At 56.3% G+C, this 15,166-nt stretch carries 15 protein-coding genes; 6 read left to right on the top strand and 9 right to left on the bottom strand.

The window, feature by feature from the left end:
- Window positions 1–15: 15 nt before the first annotated feature.
- The 3 genes from ACMGEE_RS14305 to mtnA form a co-directional block, all read right to left on the bottom strand.
- Window positions 16–492: a hypothetical protein gene (locus tag ACMGEE_RS14305; protein ID WP_436830246.1), complete on the bottom strand. Its 477-nt coding sequence runs from the start codon at window positions 490–492 to the stop codon at window positions 16–18.
- On the bottom strand, window positions 464–658 hold the full coding sequence (locus ACMGEE_RS14300) for a hypothetical protein (protein ID WP_370734548.1): 195 nt from the start codon (window positions 656–658) through the stop codon (window positions 464–466). The genes ACMGEE_RS14305 and ACMGEE_RS14300 overlap by 29 nt, the downstream gene beginning before the upstream one ends.
- Before the next feature lie 200 nt (window positions 659–858).
- Window positions 859–1,884 (bottom strand): S-methyl-5-thioribose-1-phosphate isomerase, encoded by a 1,026-nt coding sequence (gene mtnA / locus ACMGEE_RS14295; RefSeq protein ID WP_436830245.1) that lies wholly within the window; start codon window positions 1,882–1,884, stop codon window positions 859–861.
- Between the two features lie 124 nt (window positions 1,885–2,008).
- Between mtnA and mtnK the strand changes: the two genes are divergently transcribed.
- Complete coding sequence (gene mtnK / locus ACMGEE_RS14290; protein ID WP_436830244.1) at window positions 2,009–3,208, top strand: S-methyl-5-thioribose kinase; 1,200 nt, start codon at window positions 2,009–2,011, stop codon at window positions 3,206–3,208.
- A gap of 133 nt (window positions 3,209–3,341) precedes the next feature.
- Here the strand turns inward: mtnK and ACMGEE_RS14285 are convergent, their stop codons facing one another.
- A complete protein-coding gene (locus ACMGEE_RS14285; protein ID WP_125289108.1) occupies window positions 3,342–3,824 on the bottom strand; it encodes a cold-shock protein in 483 nt (160 codons plus the stop codon).
- A 249-nt stretch (window positions 3,825–4,073) separates the two neighbouring features.
- On the opposite strand from ACMGEE_RS14285, the gene ACMGEE_RS14280 reads away from it, so the two are divergent.
- Window positions 4,074–4,772, top strand: coding sequence for an RluA family pseudouridine synthase (locus tag ACMGEE_RS14280; RefSeq protein WP_436830243.1), 699 nt, complete (start codon window positions 4,074–4,076; stop codon window positions 4,770–4,772).
- Window positions 4,773–4,843: 71 nt separating this feature from the next.
- Here the strand turns inward: ACMGEE_RS14280 and ACMGEE_RS14275 are convergent, their stop codons facing one another.
- The 3 genes from ACMGEE_RS14275 to fadE form a co-directional block, all read right to left on the bottom strand.
- On the bottom strand, window positions 4,844–5,383 hold the full coding sequence (locus tag ACMGEE_RS14275) for a DUF2058 domain-containing protein (protein WP_301251351.1): 540 nt from the start codon (window positions 5,381–5,383) through the stop codon (window positions 4,844–4,846).
- 148 nt (window positions 5,384–5,531) lie between these two features.
- Window positions 5,532–6,653 (bottom strand): serine hydrolase domain-containing protein, encoded by a 1,122-nt coding sequence (locus tag ACMGEE_RS14270; RefSeq protein ID WP_436830242.1) that lies wholly within the window; start codon window positions 6,651–6,653, stop codon window positions 5,532–5,534.
- A 191-nt stretch (window positions 6,654–6,844) separates the two neighbouring features.
- Entirely contained in the window at window positions 6,845–9,337 is a 2,493-nt protein-coding gene (fadE, locus tag ACMGEE_RS14265) for an acyl-CoA dehydrogenase FadE (RefSeq protein WP_436830241.1), read from the bottom strand.
- Between the two features lie 214 nt (window positions 9,338–9,551).
- Between fadE and lpcA the strand changes: the two genes are divergently transcribed.
- Window positions 9,552–10,130 (top strand): D-sedoheptulose 7-phosphate isomerase, encoded by a 579-nt coding sequence (lpcA, locus tag ACMGEE_RS14260; RefSeq protein WP_253455168.1) that lies wholly within the window; start codon window positions 9,552–9,554, stop codon window positions 10,128–10,130.
- Between the two features lie 18 nt (window positions 10,131–10,148).
- Window positions 10,149–10,916, top strand: a complete 768-nt coding sequence (locus ACMGEE_RS14255) for a class II glutamine amidotransferase (RefSeq protein ID WP_253455167.1) — start codon at window positions 10,149–10,151, stop codon at window positions 10,914–10,916.
- Here the strand turns inward: ACMGEE_RS14255 and dpaA are convergent.
- Window positions 10,887–11,621 carry a peptidoglycan meso-diaminopimelic acid protein amidase gene (gene dpaA / locus ACMGEE_RS14250; RefSeq protein WP_253455166.1) on the bottom strand — a complete coding sequence of 245 codons (735 nt, stop codon included), beginning with the start codon at window positions 11,619–11,621 and terminating at the stop codon, window positions 10,887–10,889. The two genes, ACMGEE_RS14255 and dpaA, sit on opposite strands and share 30 nt — an antisense overlap.
- A 239-nt stretch (window positions 11,622–11,860) precedes the next feature.
- Here dpaA and dinB point away from each other — a divergent pair, with 239 nt between their 5' ends.
- Entirely contained in the window at window positions 11,861–12,916 is a 1,056-nt protein-coding gene (dinB, locus tag ACMGEE_RS14245; protein ID WP_301251345.1) for a DNA polymerase IV, read from the top strand.
- 77 nt (window positions 12,917–12,993) lie between these two features.
- Here the strand turns inward: dinB and pepD are convergent, their stop codons facing one another.
- A complete protein-coding gene (gene pepD, locus ACMGEE_RS14240; protein WP_253455163.1) occupies window positions 12,994–14,451 on the bottom strand; it encodes a beta-Ala-His dipeptidase in 1,458 nt (485 codons plus the stop codon).
- A 250-nt stretch (window positions 14,452–14,701) separates the two neighbouring features.
- Between pepD and gpt the strand changes: the two genes are divergently transcribed.
- The gene (gpt, locus tag ACMGEE_RS14235) at window positions 14,702–15,160 is read left to right on the top strand and encodes a xanthine phosphoribosyltransferase (protein WP_125289117.1); all 459 of its coding nucleotides are present in this window, start codon (window positions 14,702–14,704) and stop codon (window positions 15,158–15,160) included.
- Window positions 15,161–15,166: the final 6 nt, after the last annotated feature.

The following is a 15,166-nucleotide window of genomic DNA, read 5'->3' as shown; positions in this document are numbered from 1 at the left end:
GTAAGGACTGTTTATCTAATGGTAATCGGCAGGTTTTTTTTTGCCTTCAATTAAATTAATCAGCCGTTGACGTATCCACTGCATGTAGGCTGTATCGCGCTTGCGCTTTTTTACCCCAAACATTTCATCGTGGACAATCATGGTATGCAGGACAACGGCCGTTTTCGGCTTTTCAGCCTCTTCGTAATGGCGGAAGGTGACAACAATTAGCGGATCATTGTCCGGCGGCGGCATGACGCGGCCATGGAATAATCCAACATAGTAAGGGGAAGATCCGAGAGTTGAGTTAGAGTCTTTAACGCGACCGGGAAAACCTTCGGGAGCCAGCGTATATATTTCTACCTGCTTTGTTGATTGCCAGATGTACTGAATCAGGGAAAGCTCAGGTTCGTAATCATCCACGACTTCACTGTCAAAACCAAAGAAGTCGCAGATGTCATCAAAAAGAGGGTTAATCTCTACCTTATCGATGGGCTTTACGTAAACCGGCATGAGATCCCTCTGAGCCTGAGTTCGCTTTACGGGCACGGCGGAAGCTTGCTCTTACCTCTTCCAGAGAAGAACCGGAAACTTCAACGCCCTGAACACTGTTGAACAACTGAAAAAGAACGTCCAGTTGCTCTGCATTAGCAGCAGTGGCTTGTTTTTTGCGGTCCATATGAACCTCCTGTTTCGTTCTGCTCACATAGTATACACGTATGCCAGGCTTAATTGAAACGGGTAAAAAATCCTCGTCCCTTTGTGAAGCGTAAAAAAAACCGACTGTTTTTACTGCTGTTTGCAGCAAAACTGCTATGCAATTTGCTGTCGGAGCGGCAAGAACAGACCGGGAAAGGGGCACCAAAGCGGTTTTTGAGCTTAGCTCGCCGCCTGAAAAACCCCCGCCTCGACCTGGGCTGGCGTGACCACGCCCGTATCCAGCACCCAGCCGCTTATCAGCGCCGCTGGCGTGACGTCAAAGGCCGGATTATAGACCTGCGCATCTTCCGGCGCCCACCGCACCTGGCCGAAACTGCCCGCCACGCCCGTGACTTCGCTGGCGGCTCGCTGTTCGATCGGGATGGCGTCCCCATTCGGGCAGTGCGCATCAAGCGTGGTGTGCGGTGCAGCCACGTAGAACGGAACATTATGGTAGTGCGCCAGCACCGCCAGGCTGTAGGTGCCAATCTTGTTCGCCACGTCGCCGTTGGCGGCAATACGATCTGCGCCAACCCAGATGGCATCGACCTGTTTTTTCGCCATCAGGCTGGCCGCCATGCTGTCGCAGATCAGCCGATAGGGCACGCCCAGTTCGCCCAGCTCCCAGGCCGTCAGGCGGCCGCCCTGTAATAGCGGACGCGTCTCATCTACCCAGACCTTTTCCACCCGGCCTTCCTGCCAGCCGCGCGCAATCACGCCCAGCGCGGTGCCGACGCCGGCCGTCGCCAGACCGCCGGTATTACAGTGGGTCAGCAGGCGGCTGCCGGGCTTGATTAGCTTCACGCCTGCCGCCGCAATGCTGTCGCACAGCGCTTTATCTTCTGCTACCAGCCGCAGCGCCTCAAAAGACAGCGCGGTGACAAAGTGCTCCTGAGCCAGCGCCAGCTTCATCCTGTCCAGATTGTTCATCAGGTTAACGGCGGTAGGGCGGGAGGCGCGCAGCACTTCCAGCGCATCACTCAGCGCCGGTTTAGGCATACCGTTTTCCGCCAGCAGGGCCAGCAGCAGGCTGGCGGAAAGGCCAATCAGCGGCGCGCCGCGTACACGCAGCGTTTTAATATGTTCGACCAGCGCCGCCACATCGGGCGTGGGACACCAAATCTTCTTTTGCGGCAGCGCCTGCTGGTCAAGGATCCACAGCTGGTTGTCACGAACTTGTAAGCTGGTTGTGCTTAGTGTCTGCATGAAGGTTAAATCCTGGTTGCGTAGTCAGGTCATATTGTGCCAACATGCCTGACGGATGTATAGACGTCTGAACGGCTTGAGGTAAAGAAGGCAGCAGACAAGTTAAAACGTGGAGGGGGAGTTAATGTCGCAATACCGTACGTTCACCGCAGCTGATGCGGTGGAATATGCCCGTGAATTTGGCGGCGTTGCCGACCCACAAAGCCTGGTCAGTTCGCAGGAAATTGGCGACGGTAATCTTAACCTTGTTTTTAAAATCTTCGATCGTGACGACGTCAGCCGCATCGTCGTTAAGCAGGCGCTCCCCTATGTCCGTTGCGTGGGGGAATCCTGGCCGTTGACGCTCGATCGCGCGCGCATTGAGGCAGAAGTGCTGCAAATCCACGGCCAGTTTTGTCCGGCGCATACGGTAAAAATTCTGCATTACGATCCGGCGCTGGCGGTAATGGTGATGGAAGATCTTTCCAGCCACGCTATCTGGCGCGGTGAGCAGGTGAAAGGCATTGATTATCCGCAGGCCGCCGCGCAGCTGGGCGAATATCTGGCGCAGACGCTGTTTCATACCTCCGATTTTTATCAGCATCCGTATCAGAAAAAAGCGGACGTTATCCGTTTTACCAACCCGGAGCTGTGCGATATCACCGAAGAGCTCTTCTTCAACGAGCCTTATGAAGTGCATGAGCGCAACGGCTATCCTCGCGCGCTGGAGTCGCTGGTTGCTCAGCTTCGTACCGATAATGAACTGCGCCATAAGGTCGCCGCGCTCAAGCACCGTTTTCTGTCGAATGCGGAAGCGCTGCTGCACGGTGATGTGCACAGTGGGTCGATTTTTGTGGCGGAAAACAGCCTGAAAGTGATCGATGCGGAATTTGGCTTTTACGGCCCGATGGGTTTTGACGTTGGCAGCGCATTAGGTAATTTACTAATCAACTACTGCGCGCTGCCCGGCCTGCTGGCGCCGCGTGAAGCGGCCGACGCGCGGGAAAAGCGCCTGGACGACGTGCGTACAACCTGGCAGAGCTTTGCCGAAGGTTTCCTGGCGCTGGCTGCCGAAAAAACGCGGGATCGCGCGCTGGCTTATCCGGGGTATGCCGCCGAATTTTTGGCAAAAGTCTGGCGCGATACGCTGGGCTACTGCGGCACAGAGCTGATCCGTCGTACCGTGGGCATGTCGCAGGTTGCCGATATCAAAACGATTCAGGATGAAGTGATGAAAGCGGAATGCGTCCGTCAGGCGATAACGCTGGGCAGAACGCTCATTCTGGCCGCCGACCATGTCGAAAACATTGATGCGCTGATAGCGCGAGTGCGCCAGAACGGCTGAGGCGTTACGCAAGGCGGTTTCGGCCCGATAAAATGGTGCCAACCCGCCAACCCGCCAACCGCGCCCTGTACTGAACATTCGGGCCGGCCAGCGGGGCGGGGATCCCGCTAACGCTGCGGGATTTTGGCTTAATTTACATCTTGAGCAGTTTCACCGTCGCATCAATATCAATTTCATCTTCCGAGAAGATCAGCGTGGTGCCCTGGAAGGTGGTGATCGCCAGTTTTTTCAGCGTACGCATTTCTCCTGGCTTAACCGATGATTTCGGCCGGATGCTGCTCATCAATACGCCCACGGAAAGCACCGGATTTTCTTTATCAATACGGGCATCGACCGGCACTTCTTCGCTGAACACCACGTAATTTTTAATGGCGGTGAGCTTCAGGCGCTCGCCTGCAATATAGATGTATTTGCTTTCCGGGACGACTTTCACCGCATAGGCTGACAGCCCTTTGCTGTTGGTGGTAGGCTCGAAAGTTACCGCCGCATCTTTTTTAATCAGGTCTGGGTTGGCGACCTTAATCACATGAAAATAACGGTTATCGCCGTTTTCATCTTTGATAAATCCGAAGCCTTTATCTTTAAACCAGGTTGTGATCGTTCCGTTCATCGCCATTACCGCCTACTTAATCGATTATCTACTCAGTTTTTGCAGCGCGCAGTGTAAAGCACAATGCCCGCGCAGACTACGCCTTTACTTTAAGTCTGGACGATAATTTTCGGCTATGCGAGGCCGACAAAAGCGCGGCGAGGGTGAGGGAAGTATTGGCGTGACGGAGAGAAAGCTAAGCACGGGGCGCAGACAGATTCGTCAGCGGGCTGAAAATTCGTTATCATCCGCAGCCACTCTCCGTGCGGTAACCCGATGCCTGTGATCCCCGACACCTTTATTGCTCCGCCGTGCCATGACGAAATAGCTATCCTTTATCAGGACGAGTATCTGCTGCTGATCGCTAAACCCGCCGGGTTGCTGAGCCTCTCGGGGAAAAACCCGCAGAATCTGGATTCGGTGCATCATCGGCTGGTAAAGCTATTTCCCGGCTGCACCCTGGTTCACCGTCTGGATTTCGGCACTTCCGGGCTGATGGTGGTTGCGCGCACTAAGGCGATCAATGCCGCTCTCTGCCAGCAGTTCAGCCAGCGCGCCGTAACCAAGGTGTACAGCGCGCTGCTTTGTGGACATGCCGATGATGACGAAGGGGTGATAGACGCCGCGATTGCCAAAGATCCGGCGCTGTTCCCGCTGATGTCAATTTGCGCCACCCACGGCAAGCCCGCTCGCTCCGGCTATCGGGTCGTTGAGCGTTTTTATCATGAGCTGGAAAACGGAACGTCGCTGCCGCTGACGCGAGTACAGCTGACGCCGGAAACCGGGCGCACCCATCAACTCCGCATTCACTGCCAGCTGCTGGGCCACCCTATCTGGGGATGCGATCTTTATGGCGGACGCCTGCTGCCAGGCACCGAACGGACGCCGCGCATGATGCTGCACGCCAGCGAACTGCACTTCGTTCATCCCGTTAGCCAGCAGCGGATAGAAATCCGTCATGCCAGCCCGTTCTGAAAGCGACCCCGTCCGGAACTAACGCAAGAGCGGCTGGATGAGGTCAGATAACCCCAGGCCGCAGGCGTTTATTACCACATCAGATCGTCAGGCACTTTAAAGTCGGCATACGGATCTTCTTCATCCTGCTCTTCCTGACTCAGGGTGCTGTTTAATACGATGCTGCTCGCATCCCGCTGCGCAATTTTATCGGCTACGCTCGCGGGGATAATAGCGTACTGGTGCTCGCCGCCGTTATCACTCGTGAGACGAGCGATGGCGAGGCGACCGCTTGTCAGCTGCGCCTGAGTAAGCTTATCCACGGTAATTTTCTTAATAAGATTGTTATCCGTGAAGTTAAAATCAATATTGCCTCTTGCAACAACGATCCTGTTCATTTCAATCAGCTGCTTCACCTGAGCCTTATACTCTTTGGATAAAGCCGCCTGTTTCTGCTGCTCGTTTAGCTGCTTATCGCGCTCAAGCTGGGCTTTTTTATTTTCTTCCACGGCCGCTCTTGCCTCGCGAGCCTGAACCCGTGATTTTTTAGCCGTTCTCTGGACCTTATCCATTTTTTTGCTGGTCACTAATCCAGCTTTCAGCATCTGCTCTTGTAAGGTAAGTTTTGTCATTTTCGTTTCTGAGGCTGTTGAATAATTCAGGGATTATACCTGTAATTTTTAAGGCTGTACCGCGTTTCACCGTGCGGTATGGCATTGCCGGAGGGCGCTGGCATCGGCCTGGCGGGCCGGACGCCGCACCGCGCCAGACTTTAAGGGGTTAATAATGCGCGGCGATTTGTCGGGCCAGGCTACCTGCCGCAGAGTTTTTAAAAAGTGCGCTTGCGCAGTCAGCCTCAGGGGCCGCATGCATTGAACCTACATTGGTGAGAAGGGCGACCGCACAGTTGGCTTTTTCATACCACCATACGCAGGCGCTGGCGCCGAGCACGTTGCCGCCATGTCCTGTAGCCGTCCCGCCATCGGTATTTATTCTGAATAAGCTTAACCCCATTTCTCCGCTATCGGCCGGCAACCAGCGCTGCATTGCCGCCATGCTTTCAGGATTGAGCAATTTTCCATTTTTCAGCGCCAGTATAAAAGTCATCACATCCTGTGCGGTAGAAACGATGCCGCCGGCAGCCCACTCAACGGACAGATTAACGGCGGAAACGTCCAGAAGATCGCCAGGCTCTGCCTTGAAATAAGCTGAGATCCCGGCATTTTTAATAAAATGCGCATCCAGCCTGTGAAATCTTTTCGCCAGGTTTTTCCTGCCTGAAGAAAACGACGTTTCAAGAAAGGTATTTTTTAGCCGCAACGGGCCGATGATTCTTTGGCGCAAGGCTTCTTCGAACGCGTGGGAGGTGACTTTTTCAATCAATAAACCCAGTAACGTAAAGTTGCTGTTGGAATAGTGAAAGGCTTCTCCGGGCTGGCAGAGCGGGCTTTTCCCCCGGATAAAGTCCAGGTTTTCCTCCGGCAGCCATATCTTATCCGGTTTGACCTCCCGACCGCGCGCTGCATAAATCCATGCCTGCTGGTTTTCCCAGCTGGGTATCCCGGAATAATGTGCAAGCAGCTGCCTGACGGTAACGGTTTCTGCATTGGCGACGCCTGCCAGGCTCTCTTCCGCCAGCCAGTCTGCGAGGAAAGCGTCAAGCGTCAGGGAGCCTTCTTCAACCAGCTGCAGGATGATGACCGCTACAAAAACCTTGGTGATGCTGCCAATGCCAAACAGCGTTTCCGGCGTGGCCCTGAGGTGGTTTTTAGCATCAGCGTAGCCCGCTGCCGCCTGCCATATTAGTTTATCGCCTTTGCCAATAGCCATAGCAAGGGCGGGAAAGGTCTTCTCTGCCCTTTGATCAAGCAAAGCCTTTAATGCCGCTTCGGCTGGATACATGCTTTCTGTCCCTTTATCTGCTTCGTTTCGCCTTAATTTTAAACCGGGTTCAGGAAAGCAGGCGTGTAGCCGATCTGCACAAAGAGGGCCTGCTTGAGAAAGCGGAGGCGGTTAAGCCAAAAAGGGAACCGTTTCCGGTTCCCTTATTCCATTGCCGAGGCCGCTACCTTTCACGACGACTGCCGGACAACTCAGGCGGCTTCCGTTTTGCGTTCGGTTTCTGCCTGCGGCTGGCTTTTCTCCGTCCGATCCTTATGCAGAGGATCATCCTGCTGCTTTACCGGCTGCGTTGCCAGTGCATCCGCCTCAAACTCGTCCACGTTAATGGAGCGCAGGCGACTGGCTTCGGCACGCGTCAGCACGGCGGCCTCTTCTTCCGTCAGCCATTTTTCCACCAGGCCTTTTTGCGCCAGCTTGTCCAGACGGGTAAAGGAGAGCGGCTTTTGCGCTTTCTTATTCAGCCTGTCATGGATAGCTTCCGCCGCTATCACGTCCGTTAATGCTTCTTCCAGCTGGCCTGCCGGGTTATTTTCGCCCGGCGTCAGATACTGGCCGCGCCCTAAGCGAGTACGTGTGGCTGAAGGCACTTGCAGAATACGCGCCAGCTGATGGTCAAGCCGGTCGGAAGGTGCGCGGCAGCGGCGGCCCAGCGGGAAGAAGACAACCTGCAACAGACCCGCGACCAGCCGGTTCGGGAAGTTGCGCAGCAGATCCTCAATAGCGGTTTCGGCCTGGTTCAGCGCATCCTGCACGCCCCAGTGCACCAGCGGCAGATCGGCCTCGTTGCGGCCTTCGTCTTCATAACGCTTCAGCGTGGCGGAGGCGAGATAAAGCTGGCTGAGCACGTCGCCGAGGCGTGCAGAGATGCGTTCGCGGCGTTTCAGGCTGCCGCCCAGTACCGACATCGAAATATCAGAAAGCAGGGCCAGGTTGGCGCTTAAGCGGTTCAGATGCTGATAGTAACGGCGGGTTGCATCGCGGGTCGGCGTTTTACTGGTGCGGCCAGCGGTCAGGCCCAGCCACAGGCTACGCAGATTATTGCTGGCGACGTGGCCGACATGGTGAAACAACGCTTTATCAAACGCGTGCAGATTATGATCCTGGGCCGCCGCCATTTCCGCAAGGATATAGGGATGACAACGAATAGCACCCTGACCGAAGATGATCATGCTGCGGGTCAGAATGTTCGCGCCCTCAACGGTAATGGCGATCGGTGCGCCCTGATAGGCTCGGGCCAGGAAATTGCTTTTACCCAGCATAATGCCTTTACCGCCGGCGATATCCATCGCATCCATAATGGCGCGCTGGCCGCGATGGGTGCAGTGATATTTTACGATAGCGGAGAGCACCGCCGGTTTCTCGCCCAGCATAATGCCGCTGGTGATCAGCGAGGCGGCCGCGTCCATCACATAAGCGTTTCCGGCGATGCGCGCCAGCGGCTCTTCGATCCCTTCCATCTTGCCGATAGGCAGACGGAACTGGCGACGGATATGGGCATAGGCACCAATAGCCAGCGCGATGCTTTTCAGGCTGCCGGTGGAGTTGGACGGCAGCGTGATGCCGCGTCCGACCGAGAGGCATTCCACCAGCATCCGCCAGCCCTGACCGGCCATCGCCGGCCCGCCGATAATATAGTCAATCGGCACGAAAATAGCGTCGCCGCGCGTCGGGCCGTTCTGGAAAGGTACGTTGAGCGGGAAGTGGCGCTTGCCGATTTCCACGCCCGGCGTCTGGGTAGGGATCAGCGCGCAGGTAATGCCCAGCTCTTCTTTTTCGCCCAGCAGATGGTCGGGATCGGAAAGCTTAAACGCCAGGCCCAGCACCGTGGCGACCGGTGCCAGCGTGATATAGCGCTTGTTCCAGGTCAGCCGCATTCCCAGCACCTGCTGGCCCTGCCACTCGCCCCGGCACACCACGCCCACGTCCGGGATAGCGCCCGCGTCGGAACCCGCTTCCGGGCTGGTCAGCGCAAAACAAGGGATTTCCAGGCCGCTAGCCAGCCGGGGCAGATAGTAATCTTTCTGCTCGTCGGTGCCGTAATGCTGCAACAGCTCGCCTGGGCCAAGCGAGTTAGGCACGCCAACGGTAATCGCCAGGATACCGGAAACGCCCGCCAGCTTTTGCAGCACGCGCGCCTGGGCATAGGCGGAGAACTCAAGGCCGCCGTACTCTTTTTTGATGATCATCGCGAAGAAACGCTGCTCTTTCAGATAAGCCCACAGCTCCGGCGGCAGGTCGGCCATCTCATGGGTTATCTGAAAATCATTAGCCAGTCGGCACGCTTCTTCTACCGGGCCATCCAGAAAAGCCTGCTCTTCCGGCGTCAGCCTTGGCTGCGGATAGTCATGCAGTTTGTTCCAGTCCGGCCGTCCGCGAAACAGATCGCCTTCCCACCAGGTAGTGCCGGCGTCGATCGCTTCTTTTTCCGTGCGCGACATCGGCGGCATCACTTTCTGGAAGGTCTTCAACATCGGTCTGGAAAAAAGCGCCTGCCGCAGCGGCAGCACGTTGAAGGGCAGCAGAATAATCGCTAACGGTACCAGCAGCCACGGCGTCCAGACGCCAGCCATCGCCCAGGCTGCCGTCCAGAGCAGCACGAGCAGGCTCGCCAGCCGCAGGTTAACACGGTGATAAAACAGCGCGCCAATGAGCAAAATTGTCGCCACGCAACTGAAAACCATCATAACCATCGCTCCGTAAGTTGTAAGAGGTCTGACCTGTTAGCTACAGATGTAATAGAGATGATTTTCTTTATCAATCTATTTACATGATAATTACAACCTGGCTCACAAAGCGCGACCGGCACAGGGCAAAGCGCCGCGTGAACGGGCAGGGCGCTTTTCGCCCGCGTGGCAACTTGCTAAACTGCCGCAGACCTCACCTAAAAGGACTCTCCCTATGTATCAGGACATCATTCGCGCCGAGCTGAGTGAAGCACAGGACACGCTCAATAATTTCCTCAGCGATGACGCCAATATCCATGCTATTCAGCGTGCTGCGGTACTGCTGGCGGATTCATTCAAAGCCGGCGGCAAGGTGCTTTCCTGCGGCAACGGCGGTTCACACTGCGACGCCATGCACTTCGCCGAGGAGCTGACCGGCCGCTATCGCGACAACCGTCCCGGCTATCCGGCAATCGCTATCTCCGACGTCAGCCATATCTCCTGCGTGGGCAACGATTTTGGTTACGATCATATCTTCTCACGCTATGTTGAGGCCGTGGGCCGCGCGGGCGACGTGCTGCTGGGCATTTCGACTTCCGGCAACTCTGCTAATGTGATTAAAGCGGTAGAGGCGGCGCGCGCGCAGGGAATGAAAGTGATTACCCTGACCGGCAAGGACGGCGGCAAAATGGCCGGAACGGCCGATGTGGAAATCCGCGTGCCGCACTTTGGCTACGCCGATCGCATTCAGGAAATTCATATCAAAGTTATTCATATCCTGATCCTGCTGATTGAAAAAGAGATGGCGAAGTAACTGACGCGAGGAACGGCTATGTGCGAACTGCTCGGGATGAGCGCGAATGTCCCTACGGACATCTGTTTCAGCTTTACCGGGCTTGTGCAGCGCGGCGGAAAAACCGGCCCGCATAAGGATGGTTGGGGCATCACCTTTTACGAAGGGAAAGGCTGCCGGACGTTTAAAGATCCGCAGCCCAGCTTTAATTCGCCGATAGCGCGCCTGGTGCAGGATTATCCGATAAAATCCTGCTCGGTGGTGGCGCATATTCGTCAGGCGAACCGTGGCGAGGTGTCGCTGGAAAACACCCATCCTTTTACCCGCGAGCTGTGGGGACGCAACTGGACCTACGCGCATAACGGCCAGCTGAAAGGCTATCGCGGGCTGGAAACCGGCCCTTTTCGCCCGATAGGCGAGACGGACAGCGAGCAGGCGTTCTGCTGGCTGCTGCATAAGCTGACCACGCGCTACCCGCGCACGCCGGGCAACTGGCCGGCGGTGTTTCGCTATATTGCGGAGCTGGCGACGGAACTGCGGGAAAAGGGCGTATTTAATATGCTGCTGTCGGATGGCCGCTATCTGATGGCGTTCTGCTCGACCAATCTGTTCTGGATCACGCGTCGCGCGCCGTTCGGTAAAGCGACGCTGCTGGATCAGGACGTGGAGATAGATTTTCAGAAGCAGACCACGCCGGATGACGTGGTCACGGTGATCGCCACTCAGCCCTTAACGGGCAACGAAACCTGGCACAAAATTGCGCCAGGCGACTGGGCGTTATTTTGCCTCGGAGAGCGCCAGCGCTGACTGGCTGGTGGCATCGTTCAGCAACGGGCTGTTCAGCACGTACTTGCCGCCGCTGACGCCCATTGCCGGCGGCTGGCGGTTTTTCACAAACTCGGCGTAGCCGGGCTGGAGCTGCTGCCAGAAGCTGAAATAAACCGAATAGCGATGGCGCTGCAGGTTGCTGTCGGTCATGCGGAATGGATAAATGCTGACGGCCACGCGCGGCTGGCCGTTGCGCAGCGCCGCTTCCACATAGCGATAGATATCGTCGATATTGGCATCCGTCATGGCATAGCAGCCCACGGAAACGCAGTTCCCGTGGATCATCAGGTATTTCCCTTCATAACCCTGCTGGCGGTCATATTCGTTTGGAAAACCCGTATTAATAGCGCGATAAAAGCGGCTGTCCGGCTTCAGCTGGGAAAGCCCCACGCTATAAAACCCTTCCGGACTTTTAAAATCGCCCTGGCGACGTTTAGGGCCTAACCCGCCGGAGAAATTACAGATACGGTAGCTGTCGAGCAGCCGATATTCGGTGCCGATTTTGCCATACAGCTCAAGCGTGCGTTCTTCTTTAAAGATCTGAATATAAACAGGTGTGCCGAGTAACTGCTTCTTTAACTCTTTGCTTACCGGCGCCAGAGGAGCGATCGGTGCGACCGGCGCGCTGGCGAAAACAACGGCTGGCAGAAAAAACATCGCAAACAGCAGTGCGATTTTGCCCATTCTGGTTCCCTTGATAGTAGGGTTGATACGCCGTCCGAAGACGTGGTTGACTCGCAGTTTCGGAAATATCCGTAAAAGCTGCGTCACATTAGCATTGTCTATTTTTTTATCAAGAGAGCCGCGTAGAAAAAACCGAGAAAAGTTGCGCCAGGCCGCTGCCGCTGCGCTTCGGCCGCCCGTTAACCTGTTGAAAACGCGCTCGCTGCCTGTATACTTATCCAGTGCTGGCGGAGGGGCGAATGCGCAAGATTATACATGTAGATATGGACTGCTTTTATGCGGCGGTGGAGATGCGCGACGATCCCAGCCTGCGCAATATCCCTATCGCTATTGGCGGCAGCCAGCACAAGCGCGGCGTGATCAGCACCGCTAACTATCCCGCCAGGAAGTTTGGCGTGCACAGCGCGATGGCGACCGCGACGGCCCTTAAGCTTTGCCCGCATCTGAAAGTGATCCCCGGCCGTTTTGACGCTTATAAAGAAGCCAGCGCGCATATTCGGGATATTTTCTCGCGCTATACCTCGCTTATCGAACCGCTGTCGCTGGACGAGGCCTACCTGGACGTTACCGACAGCCCGCACTGCCACGGATCCGCCACGCTGATGGCGCGGGAGATCCGGCAGACCATCGCCCGCGAACTGGATCTCACCGCGTCGGCCGGGGTGGCGCCGATTAAATTCGTCGCAAAAATCGCTTCGGATATGAATAAGCCGGACGGCCAGTTTGTGATCACGCCGCAGGAACTCCCGCAGTTTCTGCTGACGCTGCCGCTGGCAAAAATACCCGGCGTCGGCAAGGTCACCGCGAAAAAGCTGGAGGAGCTGGGGCTGCACACCTGCGCCGACGTGCAGAAAACGGATCTGGCCGCGCTGCTAAAGCGCTTCGGCAAGTTTGGCCGCGTGCTGTGGGAGCGCTGTAACGGCATCGACGAGCGCGAGGTGGTAACGGATCGCCTGCGTAAATCGCTGGGCGTGGAGCGCACGCTGTCGGCGGATATTCATGAATGGGAAGCGTGCCTGGAAATCATCGATTTTCTCTATGCGGAGCTGGAACGGCGGCTAAAGGTGATTAAGCCCGATCTGCTGATCGCCAGGCAGGGCGTAAAGCTGAAGTTTGACGATTTCCAGCAGACGACCCAGGAGCACGTCTGGCCAGTGCTGAATAAAGAAGACCTGATCGACGTGGCGAAAAAAACCTGGGAAGAGCGGCGGGCAGGGCGCGGCGTGCGTCTGGTCGGGCTGCACGTAACTTTGCTGAATCCGCAATTGGAAAGACAATTACTGCTGGGGATTTAATGCCGCGTACGTTGCCCTGAGCGAGATTGCGAGCGGGAGAGAAAACGGGCGAAGCGTGGTGCTTCGCCCGTCCTGTTTTACTTAGCCGGGATCGCCTTCAACAGCGCGGTCAGCAGCTGCCAGTAAAGGCCGACGCTGCCAATATGCACCTGCTCATCCGGCGAGTGTGGGCCGGTGATGGTGGGGCCAATAGAAACCATATCCATATCCGGATAAGGTTTTTTAAACAGGCCGCATTCCAGACCCGCATGGATCACCTGAATATTCGGCGCTTTGTTAAACAGCTTTTTGTAGGTTTCTTCCACCAGCGCCATCACCGGCGAAGAGGCATCGGGCTGCCACCCTGGATAGCTGCCTTTCGCCACGGTTTTCGCACCCGCCAGATCGCCCAGCGCCGTCAGCGTTTCCACCAGGTAATCTTTGCCGCTGTCGATCAGCGAGCGCACCAGGCAGTTGATACGTGCTTCGTCATCCTTAATCGACACCACGCCAACGTTCAGCGAGGTTTCCACCACGCCTTTCATCACGTCGGAGTTGCGGATCACGCCGTTTGGCGTGCTGTTCAGCAGCGCAATAAAGGCGTCGCGGCTGATGGTGGAGAGCGCCTGGTCGTTAGCGGCGATATTTTCCACCACGATATTGATGTTTTTCTCTTTCAGACCCAGCTCGTTGCGCAGGGTTTCCAGATAGTGCAGCGCCATGCCTTTTAGCTGGTCGAGCTTGTCGGCCGGAACAGCCAGCGTCGCCATCGCCTCACGCGGGATAGCGTTACGCAGCGTGCCGCCGGTGAAATCCACCAGGCGCAGATCCAGCGCTTTGGCGTGTGCGAACAGGAAACGGGCCAGCAGTTTGTTGGCGTTGCCCAGGCCCAGATGAATATCCGCACCGGAGTGGCCGCCCTTCAGGCCTTTCAGGATCAGCTGGATATGCTCGTAACCGGCCGGCACCGCTTCGCGGCTCAGCGGCAGCGTGGTGGTAAAATCAATGCCGCCCGCGCAGCCCATATAGATCTCGCCTTCCTCTTCCGAGTCGGTATTGATCAGGATATCCGCCTGCAGCCAGCCCGGTTGCAGACCGAAAGCGCCGACCATGCCGGTCTCTTCGGTCATGGTCAGCAGCACTTCCAGCGGGCCGTGCTCGACGGTTTTATCCGCCAGCACCGCCAGCGCGGACGCCATGCCGATGCCGTTATCGGCGCCCAGCGTGGTACCGCGCGCCTTGACCCATTCGCCATCAACCCATGGCTGAATTGGATCTTTGGTGAAATCGTGGGTGGTGTCGTTGTTTTTCTGCGGCACCATATCCAGATGCGCCTGCAGCGCGACCGGCTTGAGGTGCTCCAGCCCTTTCGTGGCCGGCTTGCGGATCAGAATATTGCCCACTTCGTCGCGAAAGGTGACAAAACCCTGCTCGCCAGCCCAGCTCAGCACATAGTTAGCCAGCTCTTCCTCATGATAAGAAGGATGCGGGATTGAACAGATTTTGGCGAAGATATCCCACAGCGGCTGTGGTGACAGTTGAGAAAGTTCGGACACGTTAAATCTCCTGTGTCGACATCCCCGGCCAGCGGCGCGGGAGTGAGCATTTGTGATAGGGTTGGTCAGTATCTGACGCAGCAAACCCAAAGAATATCATTGTTTCCAGAGGCATGCTTAGTTCGCTTCGGCAAAAAAGCACCTTCCGGGCTATCCTGTGCTGGTTTTTAGCGGCTCAGATCTCTATAATTCCGCGCAACCCATCCCATTGTACATTTTTAAGCCGTTATTATCGGCCGGGACTCCTTTTATGAGTGAAAAATACGTCGTCACCTGGGACATGCTGCAAATCCATGCCCGTAAACTGGCCCAGCGCCTGCTTCCTGTCGAACAGTGGAAAGGCATTATTGCGGTCAGCCGCGGTGGCCTGGTGCCCGCTTCGCTGCTGGCTCGCGAACTCTGCATCCGCTATGTCGATACCGTGTGCATCTCCAGCTACGATCACGACAACCAGCGTGAAATGCACGTGCTGAAGCGCGCGGAAGGCGACGGCGAAGGCTTTATCGTAATTGACGATCTGGTCGATACCGGCGGCACCGCTCAGGCGATCCGCGATATGTATCCAAAAGCGCGTTTCGTGACTATTTTCGCCAAACCGGCCGGTCGTCCGCTGGTGGACGACTATGTCGTGGATATTCCACAGAATACCTGGATTGAACAGCCGTGGGATATGGGCGTGGTGTATATCCCGCCAATCGTAAAAGGTTGATTTAGC

It is taken from the genome of Erwinia artemisiae (assembly GCF_051400835.1).
GTDB classification, from domain to species: Bacteria; Pseudomonadota; Gammaproteobacteria; order Enterobacterales; family Enterobacteriaceae; genus Erwinia; species Erwinia aeris.
The sequence above is the reverse complement of the archived record's forward strand: the minus strand, read 5'-3'. Positions and strand labels throughout refer to the sequence as shown.